The organism is Streptomyces sp. NPDC018833 (assembly GCF_044390825.1).
Lineage (GTDB): Bacteria > Actinomycetota > Actinomycetes > Streptomycetales > Streptomycetaceae > Streptomyces.
In genome coordinates, this window is sequence record NZ_JBIRZM010000002.1 from 679710 (window position 1) to 695232 (window position 15523).

A 15523-nucleotide genomic window follows, 5' to 3' on the forward strand; every position below is an offset into this window, starting at 1 on the left:
GGGAACCTGACCGCGCCGGCGAGGCCGGACGCCGACAGGAGCACCACACCCCCCTCTCGGGGACGGTCAGTCATGGGCGACGACGGCGACGGGCGAGGAGCAATGGTGGATCACGGCATGAGTGACGGACCCGATGTGTGCGCCCAGGGGCGACCTGCGGATGCTCCGGCCGACCACCACCAGTTCCGCGCCGGCCGCCTCGCGAACCAGCTGATGCGACGGCCCGCCGATGGGCGATCGCTCGACCACTTCCACCGAGGGGAACTTCTGCCGCCAGGGCATCAGGATGTCCGTGAGGCGCCGTGCGACGTCCTGGCTCATCGCCCGCTCGGCTGCCTCGAGTGCGGAGGCGTCCCGGACGACCGGCGGAATCGACCAGCCGTACACCGCCCGCAGGCGGCCGCCACGCCGTGCGGCCTCGTCGAACGCGAAGTCCAGGAGCAGGTCGCAGGACTGGTGGATGTCCACGCCGACCACTACGCCGCCAGAGGGACCTCCCGGAGCGGCGTCGGTCCGCGCGCTCGGCTGTCCCGTCCCCCGTACGAGCACGACCGGCCGCTCGGTGGCGACGATCGTCTCCATGCCGACGGAGCCGAGGAGGAAGCCCATGACGCCACTCAGGCCACGGGAACCGAGCACCAGCAGATCGGCCTCGGCCGCCTCGATCGACAGAGCGGCGGCAGGCCGCCCGGACAACCGCCGTGCGCTGATCTCCAGGGAGGGATACCCCCGCTGCAGTTGTTGCGCGGTGGCGGCCAGGAGCTCGTCGGCCCACCGGCGCTGCGCATCGGGGCCGGCGACCGGAATGGCCGCCGAGGTGGGCCACTCGTCCGCGTGCACGAGACGCAGCGGCACTCCGCGCAGCAGCGCCTCTCGAGCCGCCCATTCGGCGGCGGCGGCGCTCTCGGGAGACCCGTCCAGGCCGACGGTCACATGGTGGGGCATCGGGCGGACCTCCTCTTGGCCGTGCCGTGCGCGTGACACCGCTTTCGGCCTCCTGGCTCAGCGGCCACAGCGACCGGGCCCCATGGCCGGGAATGCCTTCAGGCGGCGGCCCGCCATCGATCACCGGCTTCTTCCGCCTCGCGGAATTCCCTGATTTTCACCATTCATCAGGTATTGCCCATGTTCAACCTATCGAACCTGATTGCTCGGCTTCACGGCTCCGAAACAGGCCCCTCTCCGCGACGGACAGGCATCGACGACCAGCACCCGTACAGCAGGCCAGGTGCCAGCGTGCCCGTGGTGCAGCGGAACGTGAGGAGCAGCTCGCGCCGCCGGGCGGCGAGGCGGCGGACCCGGGAGGCGTCCACCAGACGGATGGCCGTGTAGGCGCGTGGCCACCACGGCCGCGGCGGCCACGTGATGCCTCCGCTGAGGTGCCGGTCCACGGACGAACGGCTCCATGCACGGGGCCACTCGAGTCCTGCCACGGCGGCCTCCCCTGGGTAGGGTGCAAAGTGAGCGGTGGAGGCAGCCGACGGCTTCCGCCACGTGGGATGCAGACCGGTGAAGAACCATGACATCTGCCAGTGACGTACTCCCGATCGTCCTCGGCGTCGACGCCGTGAACCCGGCGGACGCCGCTCTGGAGTGGGCGACCGACGAGGCCGCCCGCCGTGGGGTCCCCCTGCGATTGGTCCACGCGGTGATGCCCGTGACCCATCGTGTGCGTGGAGTGGAGGACACCGCCCATCACAAAGCCTTGCGTCAACTGGGGGACGAGGCGCTCGACAAGGCCATGGCCCGGGCCCGTGAACAGCAGCCGGGCCTTGAGGTGACGACGTTCATCACGGACGCCACTCCGGCGCAGGCCTTGGTACGGCAGTCCGCGCACGCGGGACTTGTGGTGCTCGGCTCACGCCAGCTGGGACGGCTGGCTGAAGTGCTCAGCGCCGCCTCCACGACCGTCCCGGTGAGTGCGAACGCAGCCTGCCCTGTGGCCGTGGTGCCGGAAGCCGAGCGCACCGTGGAGGATCCGCCGTACCTCGTGGTCGGGGTGGACGGCAGTTCGTCGGCCGACGCCGCCCTGGACCATGCCCTGGAAGCCGCTGCCTTGCGCGGTGCCTCGGTACGCGCGGTGTCGGTGTGGCAGCGCCCGCTGGTGGGATTCCTGGACGAGCAGACAGCGCTCGAGTCGTGCCACAGGCAGCTGCATGAAGCGACCGCGGGCCGGTCCGGCGCCCACCGAGACGTGCCGCTGAGCCATACGGTGCTGCGGGGGCATCCGGTCGAGGCACTGGCACAGGCTGCCGAGCACGCGCTCGCCGTGGTCGTCGGCCGCCGTGGCCGGGAGGGCTTCAGCGGCATGCGACTCGGCTCCGTTCCGCAGGGCCTGCTGCACAGGGCCGCCTGCCCCGTGGTCAGCGTGCCCCCATCGGCCCACGAGGACAGTTGAGACCCGGCAGCAGGAGACTGAGAGGGCAGGGCCGCCTCGGCCGGAGTGAGTTGAGGAGCCGACCATGACTGAGCGCGAGAAGTTCTCGGCTGGAGCCGAAGCCCGTCGCGCGGCTCCGGGCAGGATGCCCAGGCCCGACGCGCCCCGGCGCGAGGAACTGCTGCTGCGATACCTCGGCGCGGTGGCATCGGTGTCCGCGAAACAGGCTGCCACACGGCACCCTAGGGCCTCCGGGGCAGTCCCCGCCGAGCGAGCGATCGAGGCCGCTGCGGCCGGCGCTGAACCCGAGCCTTTGCTGGTCCGTGAGGTCATGGACGTCCCGGCCGCATCGGTGCGCGGAGATGTGCCGTTCCTGGACATCGTCCGAAGTCTGACCCGTGAACACGTCGGGTGCCTGCCGGTGGTCGACGCCGAGGACCATGTGCTCGGTGTGGTGTCGGAGTCCGATCTGCTGGCCAAGGCTGCCGTGGAGGCGTCGGGACACCGTCCGGGCGCGATCGGACGGTTGAGGGAACGGCGGCTGCACGACAAAGCACGTGCCGAGACCGCGGAGGAGCTGATGACCACCCCGGCCGTCACTGCGTACCCCGGCCAAACGGTCGCCGAAGCGGCCTGGCTGGTGTCCCTGTCCCGTCTCAAGCGCCTGCCGGTGACGGACCACGACGGGCGTCTCGTCGGTGTGGTGCATAGGAACGCCCTGCTCAGTGCCTTGATACGTGACGACGCGAAAATCCGTGAGGAGATCGAGTCCAGGATCCTCGCCAAGCACTTCCCGGCGGCCCTGAGCACCGTGGAGGTCACGGTACGCAACGGCGTGGTCGACCTCAGCGGCCGGATCGCGGAGGCCGATGTCCCGCGGCTCCTTGCGCAGATCAAGGACATCGACGACGTGACCGAAGTGATTGACCGACTCAGTGGCAGTGGCGCGTGAGAGTGTCACCAGGGCGAGGCACGGGGTGAGTTCGTAGGCATCGCATGCGAGCGTCTGCGACGGCCTGGCGGCGAGGGCTCGACGTCCTCACCGCGGCACAGGACGGCGTGTACGAATCCCTCGACGGCGGCAAGAGGTTCAGCGAATGCCTGCCCGTGTCCGCCACGGAAGGGCACTGAACGCCGGGGAATGCGCATCGGACTCTGTTCGACGCCGAGACCGCTGAGGGCTCTGCGCGCAAGGTCTATACGAAGAGCTGGAAGAACGGAGGGAAAGTCCCCAGGATCCCCAGGGCGATGAGCACCAGGCCGAGGACGAGGGCACGTACGGTCTCGTACGGCTTGTCGCGCAGGACGGTGTGCAGGACGCCCCAGGCCAGGAGCCACACCACGACGGCCAGGGTGGTCTTGCCCGACAAGGGACCGACCGCGTTGTTCCAGTTCAATCCGTCCGATACGCCCGTGCTGGCCTCGGCCAGCGTGGTGAGCAGGCCGAGCACAGCGGCTCCGACACCTGCGGCGATGATCGCCGCCGAAATCGGGCCCTCTGCCTTTTCGCTGCGGGGGAAGTCATCTTCCGCTCCGCCTCCGGACGGTGTCGCCGCGTTCTTGGCTTCCATGTCCGCGGCCTCCTTTCAGGGCCTGGTCATTTGACGGGTTCCACCTTGGTGATGAAGGCGCCCAACGCCCCCGCCACCGCCGCGAAGGCGAAGGCGAGAATGAACAAGGTGATGGTGGTGTGGCGGACCCGGTTGTGCCGGATCAGGCCGGGCCCGTAGTACCAGACGATGAAGACGACGGCGGTGGCCAGCATCGGACTGAGCCAGGCGATGTGCTCCTTCCACTCCATGCCGAATTCATGCCAGTCCGCCGTATCGGGATCGGCGAGCAGTTGCGACCGGGCGCTTTCCGGAACCTTCTCCCGGTACCACGGGTAGACGACCCAGGTGCCGGTGATCACGGTGGCCCAGGCCGCCACTGCCATCGCCGTGACCCCGATCCGGACCCGCCGCATTCGCTCCACCACGCCCTCGCGGGTCATCAGCGCGGGCTTGAGGCTGTACAGCTCGGCAAGCCCACCGGCGAAGGCGAGCAGGAAGGCAGCGCCGAGGATCATGCCGTGGACCAGGGTCCACCACTCACGCTCAGTGAAGTTCACGGCCAGTCTCCTGTTCAGCTTTTGCAACCGGCGGTGCCGCTGGTACGTCTCTCCACGGCATAGTCGAAATGGAGCTGTTTAAGCAAGAAAAGGATCATTTGTGACGTTATCACGGCAGTTGACCTCTGCGGTGCGGGCGCGCCGCGACCACCGTGAAGGGAGGCGGGCCGCTGTTGCGCCACGCCGATCGGCTCCCGGAGGGAGGTCGCCGGTGCCCGCATATCCTCTCGACGGCAAGACCGTGACGACCCTCGTCAGCGACGCCGCGGCCGCACCGTCCATGCACAACGCGCAGCCGTGGAAGTTCCCCTACCTCCGCGGCACCCGCACTTTCCACGTCCGCTCGGACCCCGAGGGGACCATTCCCCATGCCGCCCCCACCACCCGGGCCCTCCACATCGGATGCGGCGCGGCCCTGTTCAACGTGCAGTCGCCGCCGCGCACGCGGGTTGGGAGCCCACCACTCGGCTGCAGCCGTCGCGACGGTGGAGCTGACCGATCCCGTACGTGCCCGGAGACCGAGCTCGCCCCACCGCACCCCGCCATCCGCCGTCGGCACACCAGCCGCTATCCGTTCTCGGACGAGGACATACCCCAGGCCGTACAGGACGCCCTGCGCGGCGCTGCCTGTGGGAAGGAGCGCGGCTGCTCTTTCCCTCCGAATGGCACGTGGAATCCGTGCTGGACTTGGTGCACGACGCCGAGGGACGCGACCTCGCTGGACCCGGGCCAGCTCGAGGACCTCGTCCGCTGGACCCGTATCGGGCCCGACAGCGCCGCCACATCGGCCGACGGAATCCCCGACAACGCCTTCGGCCCGCGCAAGCGGGACGGAAAGGCCCCGGTGCGCGACCTCGCGGGCCGGGCACGCCGTGCCCGGCCCGCGAGGTCGCCACATTCGAGAGCAAGCCGCATCTTGCCTTGCTGGACCGGCGACCGGCCGGAGGATTGGCTGACGGCGGGACAGGCGATGGAGCGCGTCCTGCTCGAAGCAACCCTGGACGGGCTGGCGACCTCGCTCACGTCCCACGCCCTGGAATGGCCGGAACTGCGCTGGCCTGTACGCGATCCTCAGTCGGCGATGGGATTTGTGCAGATGGTTGCTGCGTCTGGGTTACGGCAAGCAGGGCTTGGTGACACCACGCCGCCCGGTGGAAGACGTGCTCGACATCGAGCCGTAGAAGAGCAATCGGACACCGTGCTTCGTCGTCAAGCGGCCTGGCGTCCCGCGGCGACGCGGGCTGCACCGGCCGGGCGCATGGTGGAGCGGAACAGCAGCGTCACAGCGAGGGCGAGACCCGCGAGCCAGAGCAGGGCGATCAACAGGCTCTGCGTCTCGTCGAAGCCAGGGGTCAGAGCCGCGTCGGTCAGGACGCGGCTCGCGCCGTAGCCGGGCAGGGCGTGGGCCCAGGCCGGCGGGGTGGGATGGAGCATGGGGCTCTGCTCGATGCCCACGTCGATGAAGGGCAGCAGGAAGGCGATCAGGACGCCGCCGACCCGGCCGAAGAGGGGACCGAGCAGTACCCCGATGAGGGCGTAGGTGAGGGCGATCAGGATGTTCGCCGCGAGGTACCAGCTCCACTGGCGGGCATCGAACACGGTCGCCGTCACCACCAGCGACGCGGCCGTGGCGACAAGCGCGCCCAGGGCGATCACGGTCAGCCTGGCGGTCAGCAGTGACAGCGGCCGGAAGCCGGCCAGGGCCAGGCGCCGGTCCCCGGCGCGCGCGTCGAGCACGGTGAACAGCCCCGCCAGCGTGGCGAGGGAGGCGATCGCGATGGGGGCCATGGTGCCGCCGTGGACGTCGGGCAGCCAGAATTCCCCCATCAGCGTCTGGTCGTTCTCGCGCACGCTGATCGTCGTTGACTCGTCGGGAGTGGTGGCCACCGCGAGCAGGACGAAGATCACGGGTACGGCGATCAGCAGGACCCACAGCACCCGGTTTCGGGCCGCTTCCCGCAGGCCCATGCGTATCCCGGTGGTCATCTGACCGCCCTGCCTGCGGGATCGGGCGGTTCGGCTGGTCGCGGCGATGACCGCCCACGCCGTGGCGAGCGCCGCGGTGGCCCACAGGAGGGCCCAGCCCAGGTCGCCGATCCGGCCGCCGTGCCCGGAGGGCAGGTCGACCATCCACAGGGTGACGAAGTGGGTGGGCAGAATCCGGGTGGCCGGGCGGTCTGTGGCGCCGAGGACGGGGCCGAAGAAGACGTCCAGGATCCACACGAACAGCACCAGCACTGTGCCGTTGACCGGGCTCTCGACGAGCGCGCCGATCAGGGCACCGATGGCCAGGTAGATCACCGCGTACATCAGGGTGCCTGCCACGACGCGGCCCGGCTCGCCGCCCATGCCGGTGCGGGCGGCCAGCGCCGTCAGTGCCGCCGCTGCGGCGAGCAGGGCGAGGGCGAGTCCGGTGACCATACGGGCGGTCACCAGGCGGGCGGGGGCGAGCCCGGCCTGCACCAGGCGGCGGTCTGCGGCGCGCGCCTCGCGGGTCTGGAAGTACATGCCGATCGCAGCGATGAATCCGGCCGCCCATCCGGCCGTCGCAGTCTGCACCGCGGGCCCGCCGGGACCGCCGAGCAGCTTGGCCGCGTCCGCCAGTGGGGCGGCGGCCACGACCACGAACACCACGGGTACGAGGACGAGAGTGAGCAGATTGACCGGGGTACGGGCCGCCTCGGTCAGGAAGCGGCGCACCAGCAGCCATGTCGTGGACACGGTCGTCATCGCGGCACCGCCCGCCCGTCGCGCAGCTCGACGATCCGGTCGAACCGCTCCTCGTCCATGACGAAGTGACTGATGATCAGCACCGCTCGGCCCTGCTTGCGCCGCTCGGCGACCTGGTCCCAGAACCTCAGGTAGGTGTCGAAGTCGAACCCGGCGTACGGCTCGTCCAGCAGCAGCACCTCCGGGTCGGCCAGCAGCGCCAGGCCCAAGTTCAGCTTGGAGAGGGTGCCGCCGGACAGGCGGTCGGTGCGCATGGCCGCATACCGCTCGAACCCCAGCGCCTCATATAGCTTCCCGCGAGCGCGGCGCTCCGCCTGGTCGGTCAAGCCGTAGGCGCGGCCGAACAGCTCGAAGTGTTCGTCGCAGGTGAGGCGTTCGTAGACAACTGGCTCCTGCGGGCAGTAGCCCAGCCGCCCACTGCGGGTCACCGAGCCGGCGTCGGCGGACAGGGCCCCGACCAGGACCTTCATCAGGGTGCTCTTGCCGGACCCGTTCTCCCCGACCAGGCCGACCACCTCGCCAGGGGCGAGCGCCAGGTCAACGCCTCGCAGCACCCGCACCCGCCGCTGGGCGGGCCACACACCACGCCGGTAGGTCTTCTCTATCCCGGCCGCCGCCAGCACCGACCGGTCGCCAGGTGGCCCGTCGTCACGACGGGCGCCAACTGCTGTCACGTGCCACCTCCCCGCATCGGATGACGTCGTCGGCCCTCACAGGCCGGGGGCTCCCCACAGCGGGAACCAACGGCTCAGATCCTGCTCGATGCGCAGGTCGTCCTTGACCACTGCCCTGACCTGGAGTTCCAGCGGGTTGTCGCGTTTATGGCCGGGCAGCGGAGCGAAGGGGTAGAAGGTGCCGCGCTTGTAGAGGTAGACCAGTGCCATGGGGCGCAGCTCGGCGTCGCAGAAGGACACCAGGGAACAGAGTAGTTGTGGTCCGAAGCCGCCGTCCTGCAGAGCGGTGTTCACCGCGTGCAGATCCCCCACCAGCGCGGGCAGGCTGTCGGGATCGCGGCGGGAGAGCAGCCATGAGTACCCGAAGTCGTCACGGCTGAACTCCACGGGCGCACCCGCCCGTTCGGAGTCCGCGTCCAGCAGGGCCCTTACCTCCTGCTGGACTTGGGCGAATGCCCCGCCCTCGATGGAGGCGAAGCACACCGAGCCGGCTCCGGTCGGGGTGAAGCCGATGGCCGCCTGGAGCGTGATCGCCGCCGATGGCAGGCCGAAGAGCTGGTCCAGGTCGGGCTTGACCGGCTTGGACCGGCCGAGCAGGGAATCCAGGAAACCCACGGGGGCCTCAACTCCTTCTCATAGCGTCCGGCTGCCCGGTTCGCCCAGCTCGGCGGAGATCTCCGCGAGGGCCTCGAGGCGGCGTTCCAGGCTGGGGTGGGTGGAGAACAGGTTGGCCACCGCCGTGCCGGGTCCGAGGGCGGGGGTGAAGAAGAACGCGTTGAACGCTTGCGCGGTGCGCAGGTCCTCCGTCGGGATGCGGGCGATGTCCCCACTGACCTTGGTCAGGGCCGAGGCCAGGGCGGACGGCTTGCCCGTCAGCATGACTCCGGCGCGGTCGGCGGCCAGTTCGCGGTAGCGCGACAGCGCCCGGATGAGCAGGAAACTGAGCGCGTAGACGAGAGCGGAAACCGCCATGACTGCTACAAGTACGACGGCGGTGTTCTGGTCGCGCCGGCCCCCTCCGAACAGCTGGGAGTAGAAGGCGAAGCGGACGATAAGGCCGGCGATCACGCCCAGGAACGAGGCGATGGTGATCACCGCCACGTCACGGTGCGCGACATGGGAGAGCTCGTGGGCGAGAACGCCTTCGAGCTCCTCGGTCGTCAGGCGCCGCCGCAGTCCGGTGGTGACGCAGACGACGGCGTGGTCGGCGTTGCGGCCGGTGGCGAATGCGTTTGGCAGGTCCATGTCGGAGATGGCAACCCGGGGTTTGGGCATGTCCGCGGCGGCGCACAGCCGGTCGATCACGCCATGCAGTTGAGGTTGTTCATCAGCCGTGACCAGGCGGCCGTGCATCGCGTAAAGGGCGATCCGGTCGGAGAACCAGTACTGCGCACCCAGCAGCCCGGCAGCGATGACGACCACCAGGACCACGGACTTGAGCAGCACGATCAGCGCAGCAATGAATGCCACGTACACCAGCCCGAGCAGGAACATGGTGACCACCATGCGGGCGGTCAGCTGCCGATCGGGCTCAAAGCGGCTGCGCATCTCTCCTCACCCCGGGATCAGACCCTCGTCGGACAGTAGTTGTCGCACCTGCGTGAGGCTGGTGCCCTCATCGGGCAGCACCAGGTCGGACGGCGTGATCTTCTCGTCGGGCAGCGGCGTGCCCAGGCTGCGCACCGCGTCCAGCAGGGCCGACAGGGCAGAAGTGAACGCCGCCTCGTCGCCCGCGTCGGCAGCGGACTGCAGGGCCGAGTCCAGCTCGTTGAGCTGGTCCATGTGCTGCTCGGCGATCTCGTACTGGCCCTCACCGAGAATCCTCATGATCATGACGTCGCCTCCCGGTCCGACGTGCTCTTCGGGGCATCAGGGCCCTCCACCGCTGCCGGGGTGGCAGCGGATGGCAGCTGTGCCTTCATCCGGGCCAGCTCGATCTCCACATCCTGACCCGCACTCATGCGCTCAAGTTCGGCCTGGATGTCGTCCCGCCCGGCCGGCAGCGTGACGTCCTCCAACGCCCCGGAGGCGATCAGCTCATCGAGTGCACCGGCGCGGGCCTGCATCTGCTCGGTCTTGTCCTGGGCGCGCTGCATCGCCAGCCCCACATCACCCAGCTCCTCACCGATGCCGGTGACCGCCTCGGTGATCCGGGTCTGGGCCTCCGCCGCGGTGTAGGTGGCCTTGATCGTCTCCTTCTGGGTGCGGAACGAGTCGACCTTCGCCTCCAGGCGCTGTGCGGCCAGGGTCAGCTTCTCCTCCTGCGCCTGCAACGACGCCTGCTGATCCTGCAGATCGGTCATCTGCGAGCCCACGGCCGTCCGGCGGGTGAGCGCCTCACGGGCCAGGTCCTCACGACCGGCACCGAGCGCCTGCTGAGCCTGGTCCTGCAGCTTGCCCGTGGACTGCCGCAACTGGTTCACCTGCAATTCGACGCGCTTGCGGCTGGTCGCCACATCGGCCACGCCACGTCGTACCTTCCGCAGCATCTCCAACTGCTGCTCGTAGGAGTAGTCCAGCACTTCGCGCGGGTCCTCGGCCCGGTCCAGCGCCTTGTTGGCCTTGATCCGGAACAGGGCGGCGATACGGTGAGTGATGCTGGTCATGACGACCGCCTTCCTCTCGCCTCTCGGATTCTGGGCGGTGCGGGAGAGACCGGCCGGGCCGTTTGCGAGCATGTGCGTGACGGCGTCTGCCGCCACAGGTCACAGCCCCGACCACGGTTCTTCCATTGTCCGGGCACACTCCCGGAGCGGCAGCTCCACCCGCCCCAGGCCGGTGCGTGCCCCGGGCCGGTCACGGCATCCTCCCGGCCGCAGCGGCGCCCTGAGAGGCGCGGGTGTCGCGGCGAGTGTCGGCGACGGCGTGAACGAGGGCTGCGGCGATACAGCCGAAACCCCACAGCCCCCAGGCACCGGCTGATGCGTCAGCGGCGAGCAGAGCGGGAAGGGGCAGTACCCCGGCGATCAGGAAGGCGGGGGCGGTGCGGCGGACACTGCGGTCCAGCTCCGGGACGCCTCGCTTGCCGCGCCGGGCCAGGAGCACCCCACCGGCGGCGATGGTCAAGACCTGGAGCGCGAGAAGAAGCCAGATCAGCAGGTCGGCGGCGTCCATCTCGGTCACTCCAGCCGGGTCGGATTGGTCGGCGGTGACGCTCCGCCTGGGCGAACAGGGCGAACAGGAACACGATTCCGGCGAGGGCGCCGCCGACGATCACGGCCGGCAGGGCCACGGGAATCCCGGTCATCGGCTCCTCCCGGCGAGTGGTGGGAGCCGGCCGCGCGCGAGGGCCGCCGCTGCTGCCCGGATGCGGCGTGGGCGCCCGGCAGGGCGTGGTGCTGTGGACAGGGCGGTGGCATGGCGAGAACGCGGGGTGCGGGCGGCATAGGCGTCCAGCGCGGTGCGCCGTCCGCGCAGGCGGGCCAGCGGCGGACGACGAGGCTCGTCGGGGGTGATCAAGGCGGGCCGTGTCGTCAACAATGCCCGCCAGGACCAGCGCCCCGGCCAGCGAGGCGATCACAGCAGCCATGGCACTCACCCCCTGCCGGGCGGGGCGGTCAGACCCGCCCGGACCCAGTGTGCTGGTCGTGCTTGTGTATGGGGTCTCCCCTGCTCGAAGAGCTTGGGGAAGGGTCTTCGTCCCGGTGTTGATCCTGTCCGCCGTGCATGCCCTGGCCGTGCATACCGCGCATCATGAAGAACATCATCAGCGGGCAGGCGGCGACGAGGGCGAGCCAGACCAGGCTTTCCAGGGACGCGCCGACGATCAGGGCGCCGACGACGACGATCGCGGCGGCGAGGGCGTACATGCCGTAGTTGCGCTTGTCGTTCATCACGAGCCTCCTTCATCGGAGGGCGGTGGGCCGCAACCGGGACCATGCAGCCTGAACGCCCGATCTGCACCACATGCCGGAGTCTTACGCAGCGTAGTCAGCACCAAGTCGGCACGGGAGAGGTGGGCACGGGTGATGACGTGTGCTCTTAGTCAGCACCGAACCAGCACGGGAGTCAGCAGGGCGCCACCAAATCATGCCCGAATAGTGCAACTCAGACAGCCCCCCTCGGGGCCTCGGGGAGGCCCCCGCAGAGCTCCAGCCGCCGCCCGAAGGCGCCCTCCATGGTGGCCCCGCGCACACCCGACCCCACAACTATGGTGTCCCACCACATACACCCCTGACCTGCGCGTTCCTACGGTATGGCGACACGAACACGTCCCCGTCAACCGCCAGGAAGTGGTGCCGATGTCCTCCCCCGCGACCGCTCCACCAGCCCCCTCCAGCCTCAAGCGGATCGTCGCCGCGAGCCTCATCGGCACCACCATCGAGTGGTACGACTTCTTCCTCTACGGCTCGGCCGCCGCGCTGGTGTTCAACAAGCTGTTCTTTCCCGGCTCCGACCCACTGGTCGGCACCCTGCTGTCGTTCCTCACCTACGCCGTCGGCTTCGCCGCCCGGCCCCTCGGGGCGCTCGTCTTCGGGCACTACGGCGACCGGCTCGGGCGCAAGAAGCTGCTGGTGCTCAGTCTGCTGATGATGGGCGGGGCGACGTTCGCCATCGGGCTGTTGCCCACGCACGCGACCATCGGGACCGCGGCACCGGTGCTGCTCACCGTCCTCCGCCTCGTGCAGGGATTCGCACTCGGCGGCGAGTGGGGCGGAGCCGTACTGCTCGTGTCCGAGCACGGCGACGCCAAGCGGCGCGGCTTCTGGGCGTCGTGGCCGCAGACCGGTGCGCCGGCCGGGCAGTTGCTCGCCACCGGAGTCCTCTCCGCCCTCACCGCGCTGCTCTCGGACGCCGCTTTCACCTCGTGGGGATGGCGGATTCCCTTCCTGCTCTCCGGCGTTCTGGTGATCGTCGGACTGTGGATTCGTCTTTCTGTCGATGAATCGCCCGTCTTCAAGGCCGCGCTGGCCCAGGCCGAGCAGCGCAGGGCCACCGCCGGTCAGGCGGAGAAGATGCCGCTCGTCTCCGTGCTGCGCCACCACTGGCGCGACGTGCTGGTCGCCATGGGCGCGCGCATGGCGGAGAACATCAGCTACTACGTGATCACCGCGTTCATCCTCGTGTACGCGACGACCGCGGTGGAGATGAGCAAGCAGACCGCCCTCAACGCCGTACTCATCGGGTCCGCCGTCCACTTCGCGGTGATCCCGCTCTGGGGCGCGCTGTCGGACCGGTGGGGCCGCAGGCCCGTCTACCTCATCGGCGCCGTCGGTGTCGGCGCCTGGATGTTCCCCTTCTTCGCGCTGATCGACCGGGGGAGCTTCGGTTCGCTGCTGCTGGCCGTGACCGTCGGTCTCGTGCTCCACGGGGCGATGTACGCGCCGCAGGCGGCGTTCTTCTCGGAGATGTTCGCGACGCGCATGCGCTACTCCGGAGCCTCCATCGGCGCGCAGTTCTCCTCCGTCGCCGCCGGAGCGCCCGCGCCGCTCATCGCGACCGCTCTGCTCGCGGACCACGGCTCGTCGACGCCGATCGCCCTGTATGTCATCGCCGCGGCCCTGCTCACCGTGCTGGCCATCGGATGCGCCAAGGAGACCAGCCGGCGGGACCTCAACGATGTCGAGGCCGACTCCGCCGCGGACACCGCACCCGCCCCCACGGCGGATGCTGCCCGTACTGCCTGAGCGGCTCCCTGTTCGCTCACCGCACACGACACCGCGCGGGCCCCCATCGGTCCCGCGCGGTTCCCGTGCTCGTCAGACGCACCGGCTACGCCGAGGGGCAGCCCGGCTTCCTTCCCGGCGTGCCACCGCCGACGACATGCCGTACAGCCGCAGCGCCAACTGGATCTCCAGGGCGCGGGCCGGCGTCTGCCAGTCGGGGCCCAGGAGCCGGCCGATGCGCTCAAGACGCTGGGCGACGGTGTTCACATGGACGTGGAGATCGTCCTTCGTACGGGCCGGGCTCATGCCGCTGGCGAAGTATGCGTCCAGCGTGCCGACGAGGTCCGTGCCGCGGCGCCCGTCGTATGCGACGACCTCGCCGATCGTGCGGCGCACAAAGCCGTCGATGTCGCCCGGGTCGGCGAGCAGCAGCCCGAGGAAGCCCAGGTCCTCGGCGGCCGCCCCCTGACCCGAGCGGCCGAGGAGGCGCAGCGCGTCCAGGCAGCGCCGGGCATGCTCGTAGGCGCCGGACACCGGTGCGGGGTCGCCGGCCGGGGAGGCGACGGGGGACGAGGCGCCGACCGTCACCGACTCGCGCAGGGTGCCGCCCAGTTGGCGGGCGGTCTGGCGGGCGAGTGAGGCCGGGGTGTCGTCGGGGCCGAGCGGGAGGAGCAGCACGGCGCCGCCGTCCCGTGCGGCGGCGAGTCCGGACCGGGTCGCGGCCAGATGCGAGGCGGCCGACCACAGCCGCTGCCGGTCCGCGCTCTCCCGCGCGGCCGACTCTGGGCCCGCTCCGGGGCCAGTGCCGTCGATACGCGCGGCCAGCACCACATGGGGCACATCCAGGTCGGCGCGGAGCCTGGCCGCGCGCTCCCGCAGCAGCCTGGGGTCGCGGTCCGGCGCGTCGAGCAGGTCGTCCAGCAGCTCGCCCCGCACCCGCTGTTCGGCGTCATGGGCGGAGCGGCGGGCCAGCAGCAGCAGTGAGGTCACCATGGCGGCCCGCTCCAGGGTGCGCCGGTCGACGGGGGCGAGATCGGGGTGGCCGCGCAGCACGAGGGCACCGAACACCTCGCCGCCAGCGGAGACTCCGGCGATCCAGTCGTCGCCGTGGCGGCCGGCGCGGCCGTCGGTGCCCGCCGGATGCGGGCCGTCCTCGGTGAACTCGACCGTACCGTCGAGGACCTGGGAGAGAGCGGCGGCCACGTCGTCGACGCCGCCGCCGCGCAGCACCAGTTCGGTGAGCCGGTCGTGCACCTCGGATGCGCGCTCGATGACGCCGCTGTGCTCCTGGATGATCGCGTGGGCCCGCTCCAGCTCGGCCAGGGCCGAGCGCGTCTCGGCGAGCAGGTTCGCCGTGTCGATCGCCACGGCCGCGTGTGCGGCGAACGAGGCGAGCAGCGCGACCTGTTCCCTTTCGAAGACGCGGGCGCGGCGGTCGGCGGCGAACAGCACGCCGATGACCTGGCTGCCGAGGGTCAGCGGTACGCCGAGGATGGCGACCAGCCCCTCGTCCCTGACCGCGGCGTCGATCGGTCCGGTGTGCGCGAAGCGGGCGTCGTCGAAGTAGCTGTCGGTCACATAGGGGCGGGCGGTCTGGGCCACGAGGCCCCCAAGGCCCTCCCCCATGCCGAGCCGGACCTGCTGGAAACGCGCCGAGACGGAACCCTCGGTGACCCGCATGTAGGTGTCACCGGCGACCGGGTCGTTGAGGCTCAGATAGGCGACCTCGGTGCCCAGCAGGGAGCGTGCGCGCTGCACGATCGCGCGCAGCACGGCGTCGAGATCGCGCAGGCCCGCCAGATCGTGCGCCGTCTCGAAGAGCGCGGAGAGCTCGGCCTCCCGCCGCCTGCGCCCTTCCAGCTCGGCACGCACGCGCAGCGCGAGCTGCTTGGCGTGCTCGATCCCGGCGAGCGACGCGGCATCGGCGCCGTGCGCCCGGGCGAGCAGGACGGGCCTGTCGTAGGCCTCGACTGCGGCGCCAAGGGCAAGGAGCTCCAGGTAGGCGGCTTGTTCCAGGGACATGGAG

At 70.3% G+C, this 15523-nt stretch carries 16 protein-coding genes and 1 pseudogene; 5 read left to right on the forward strand and 12 right to left on the reverse strand.

Translation table 11 applies throughout. The features are described 5' to 3' along the window. Window positions 1–66 precede the first annotated feature (66 nt). Window positions 67–945: a universal stress protein gene (locus ACH5AF_RS06870; protein ID WP_398900368.1), complete on the reverse strand. Its 879-nt coding sequence runs from the start codon at window positions 943–945 to the stop codon at window positions 67–69. A gap of 574 nt (window positions 946–1519) precedes the next feature. On the opposite strand from ACH5AF_RS06870, the gene ACH5AF_RS06875 reads away from it, so the two are divergent. From ACH5AF_RS06875 to ACH5AF_RS06885, 3 genes are all read left to right on the forward strand, one after another. Beyond that, window positions 1520–2398 carry a universal stress protein gene (locus ACH5AF_RS06875; protein WP_398900369.1) on the forward strand — a complete coding sequence of 293 codons (879 nt, stop codon included), beginning with the start codon at window positions 1520–1522 and terminating at the stop codon, window positions 2396–2398. A 64-nt stretch (window positions 2399–2462) separates the two neighbouring features. Further along, window positions 2463–3329 carry a CBS domain-containing protein gene (locus ACH5AF_RS06880; protein ID WP_398900371.1) on the forward strand — a complete coding sequence of 289 codons (867 nt, stop codon included), beginning with the start codon at window positions 2463–2465 and terminating at the stop codon, window positions 3327–3329. A gap of 44 nt (window positions 3330–3373) precedes the next feature. Further along, on the forward strand, window positions 3374–3508 hold the full coding sequence (locus ACH5AF_RS06885) for a hypothetical protein (protein WP_398900372.1): 135 nt from the start codon (window positions 3374–3376) through the stop codon (window positions 3506–3508). 65 nt (window positions 3509–3573) lie between these two features. Here the strand turns inward: ACH5AF_RS06885 and ACH5AF_RS06890 are convergent, their stop codons facing one another. Both ACH5AF_RS06890 and ACH5AF_RS06895 read right to left on the reverse strand, forming a co-directional pair. Then, complete coding sequence (locus tag ACH5AF_RS06890) at window positions 3574–3948, reverse strand: hypothetical protein (RefSeq protein WP_398900374.1); 375 nt, start codon at window positions 3946–3948, stop codon at window positions 3574–3576. Between the two features lie 26 nt (window positions 3949–3974). Further along, window positions 3975–4487 (reverse strand): hypothetical protein, encoded by a 513-nt coding sequence (locus ACH5AF_RS06895; protein WP_398900375.1) that lies wholly within the window; start codon window positions 4485–4487, stop codon window positions 3975–3977. Window positions 4488–4698: 211 nt separating this feature from the next. Here ACH5AF_RS06895 and ACH5AF_RS06900 point away from each other — a divergent pair. After that, window positions 4699–5668: pseudogene (locus tag ACH5AF_RS06900) on the forward strand (Acg family FMN-binding oxidoreductase). A gap of 28 nt (window positions 5669–5696) precedes the next feature. On the opposite strand, the gene ACH5AF_RS06905 reads toward ACH5AF_RS06900, so the two are convergent. The 8 genes from ACH5AF_RS06905 to ACH5AF_RS06940 form a co-directional block, all read right to left on the reverse strand. After that, window positions 5697–7217, reverse strand: a complete 1521-nt coding sequence (locus ACH5AF_RS06905; RefSeq protein WP_398900376.1) for an ABC transporter permease — start codon at window positions 7215–7217, stop codon at window positions 5697–5699. After that, window positions 7214–7891, reverse strand: a complete 678-nt coding sequence (locus ACH5AF_RS06910; RefSeq protein ID WP_398900377.1) for an ATP-binding cassette domain-containing protein — start codon at window positions 7889–7891, stop codon at window positions 7214–7216. Before ACH5AF_RS06910 ends, ACH5AF_RS06905 begins: the two co-directional genes overlap by 4 nt. A gap of 36 nt (window positions 7892–7927) precedes the next feature. Further along, window positions 7928–8506: a hypothetical protein gene (locus ACH5AF_RS06915; RefSeq protein ID WP_398900378.1), complete on the reverse strand. Its 579-nt coding sequence runs from the start codon at window positions 8504–8506 to the stop codon at window positions 7928–7930. Between the two features lie 18 nt (window positions 8507–8524). Beyond that, on the reverse strand, window positions 8525–9439 hold the full coding sequence (htpX, locus tag ACH5AF_RS06920; RefSeq protein ID WP_398900379.1) for a zinc metalloprotease HtpX: 915 nt from the start codon (window positions 9437–9439) through the stop codon (window positions 8525–8527). Between the two features lie 6 nt (window positions 9440–9445). After that, the gene (locus ACH5AF_RS06925) at window positions 9446–9724 is read right to left on the reverse strand and encodes a hypothetical protein (protein WP_398900380.1); all 279 of its coding nucleotides are present in this window, start codon (window positions 9722–9724) and stop codon (window positions 9446–9448) included. Further along, window positions 9721–10497, reverse strand: coding sequence for a PspA/IM30 family protein (locus ACH5AF_RS06930; RefSeq protein WP_398900381.1), 777 nt, complete (start codon window positions 10495–10497; stop codon window positions 9721–9723). The genes ACH5AF_RS06925 and ACH5AF_RS06930 overlap by 4 nt, the downstream gene beginning before the upstream one ends. Window positions 10498–10687: 190 nt before the next feature. Beyond that, window positions 10688–11014: a hypothetical protein gene (locus ACH5AF_RS06935; protein WP_398900383.1), complete on the reverse strand. Its 327-nt coding sequence runs from the start codon at window positions 11012–11014 to the stop codon at window positions 10688–10690. A gap of 434 nt (window positions 11015–11448) precedes the next feature. Next, complete coding sequence (locus ACH5AF_RS06940; protein ID WP_398900384.1) at window positions 11449–11724, reverse strand: DUF2933 domain-containing protein; 276 nt, start codon at window positions 11722–11724, stop codon at window positions 11449–11451. Between the two features lie 408 nt (window positions 11725–12132). Between ACH5AF_RS06940 and ACH5AF_RS06945 the strand changes: the two genes are divergently transcribed. After that, window positions 12133–13518, forward strand: coding sequence for an MFS transporter (locus ACH5AF_RS06945; protein ID WP_398900385.1), 1386 nt, complete (start codon window positions 12133–12135; stop codon window positions 13516–13518). 72 nt (window positions 13519–13590) lie between these two features. Here ACH5AF_RS06945 and ACH5AF_RS06950 read toward each other — a convergent pair whose 3' ends face one another. Continuing rightward, complete coding sequence (locus ACH5AF_RS06950) at window positions 13591–15519, reverse strand: helix-turn-helix domain-containing protein (RefSeq protein ID WP_398900386.1); 1929 nt, start codon at window positions 15517–15519, stop codon at window positions 13591–13593. Window positions 15520–15523 lie beyond the last annotated feature (4 nt).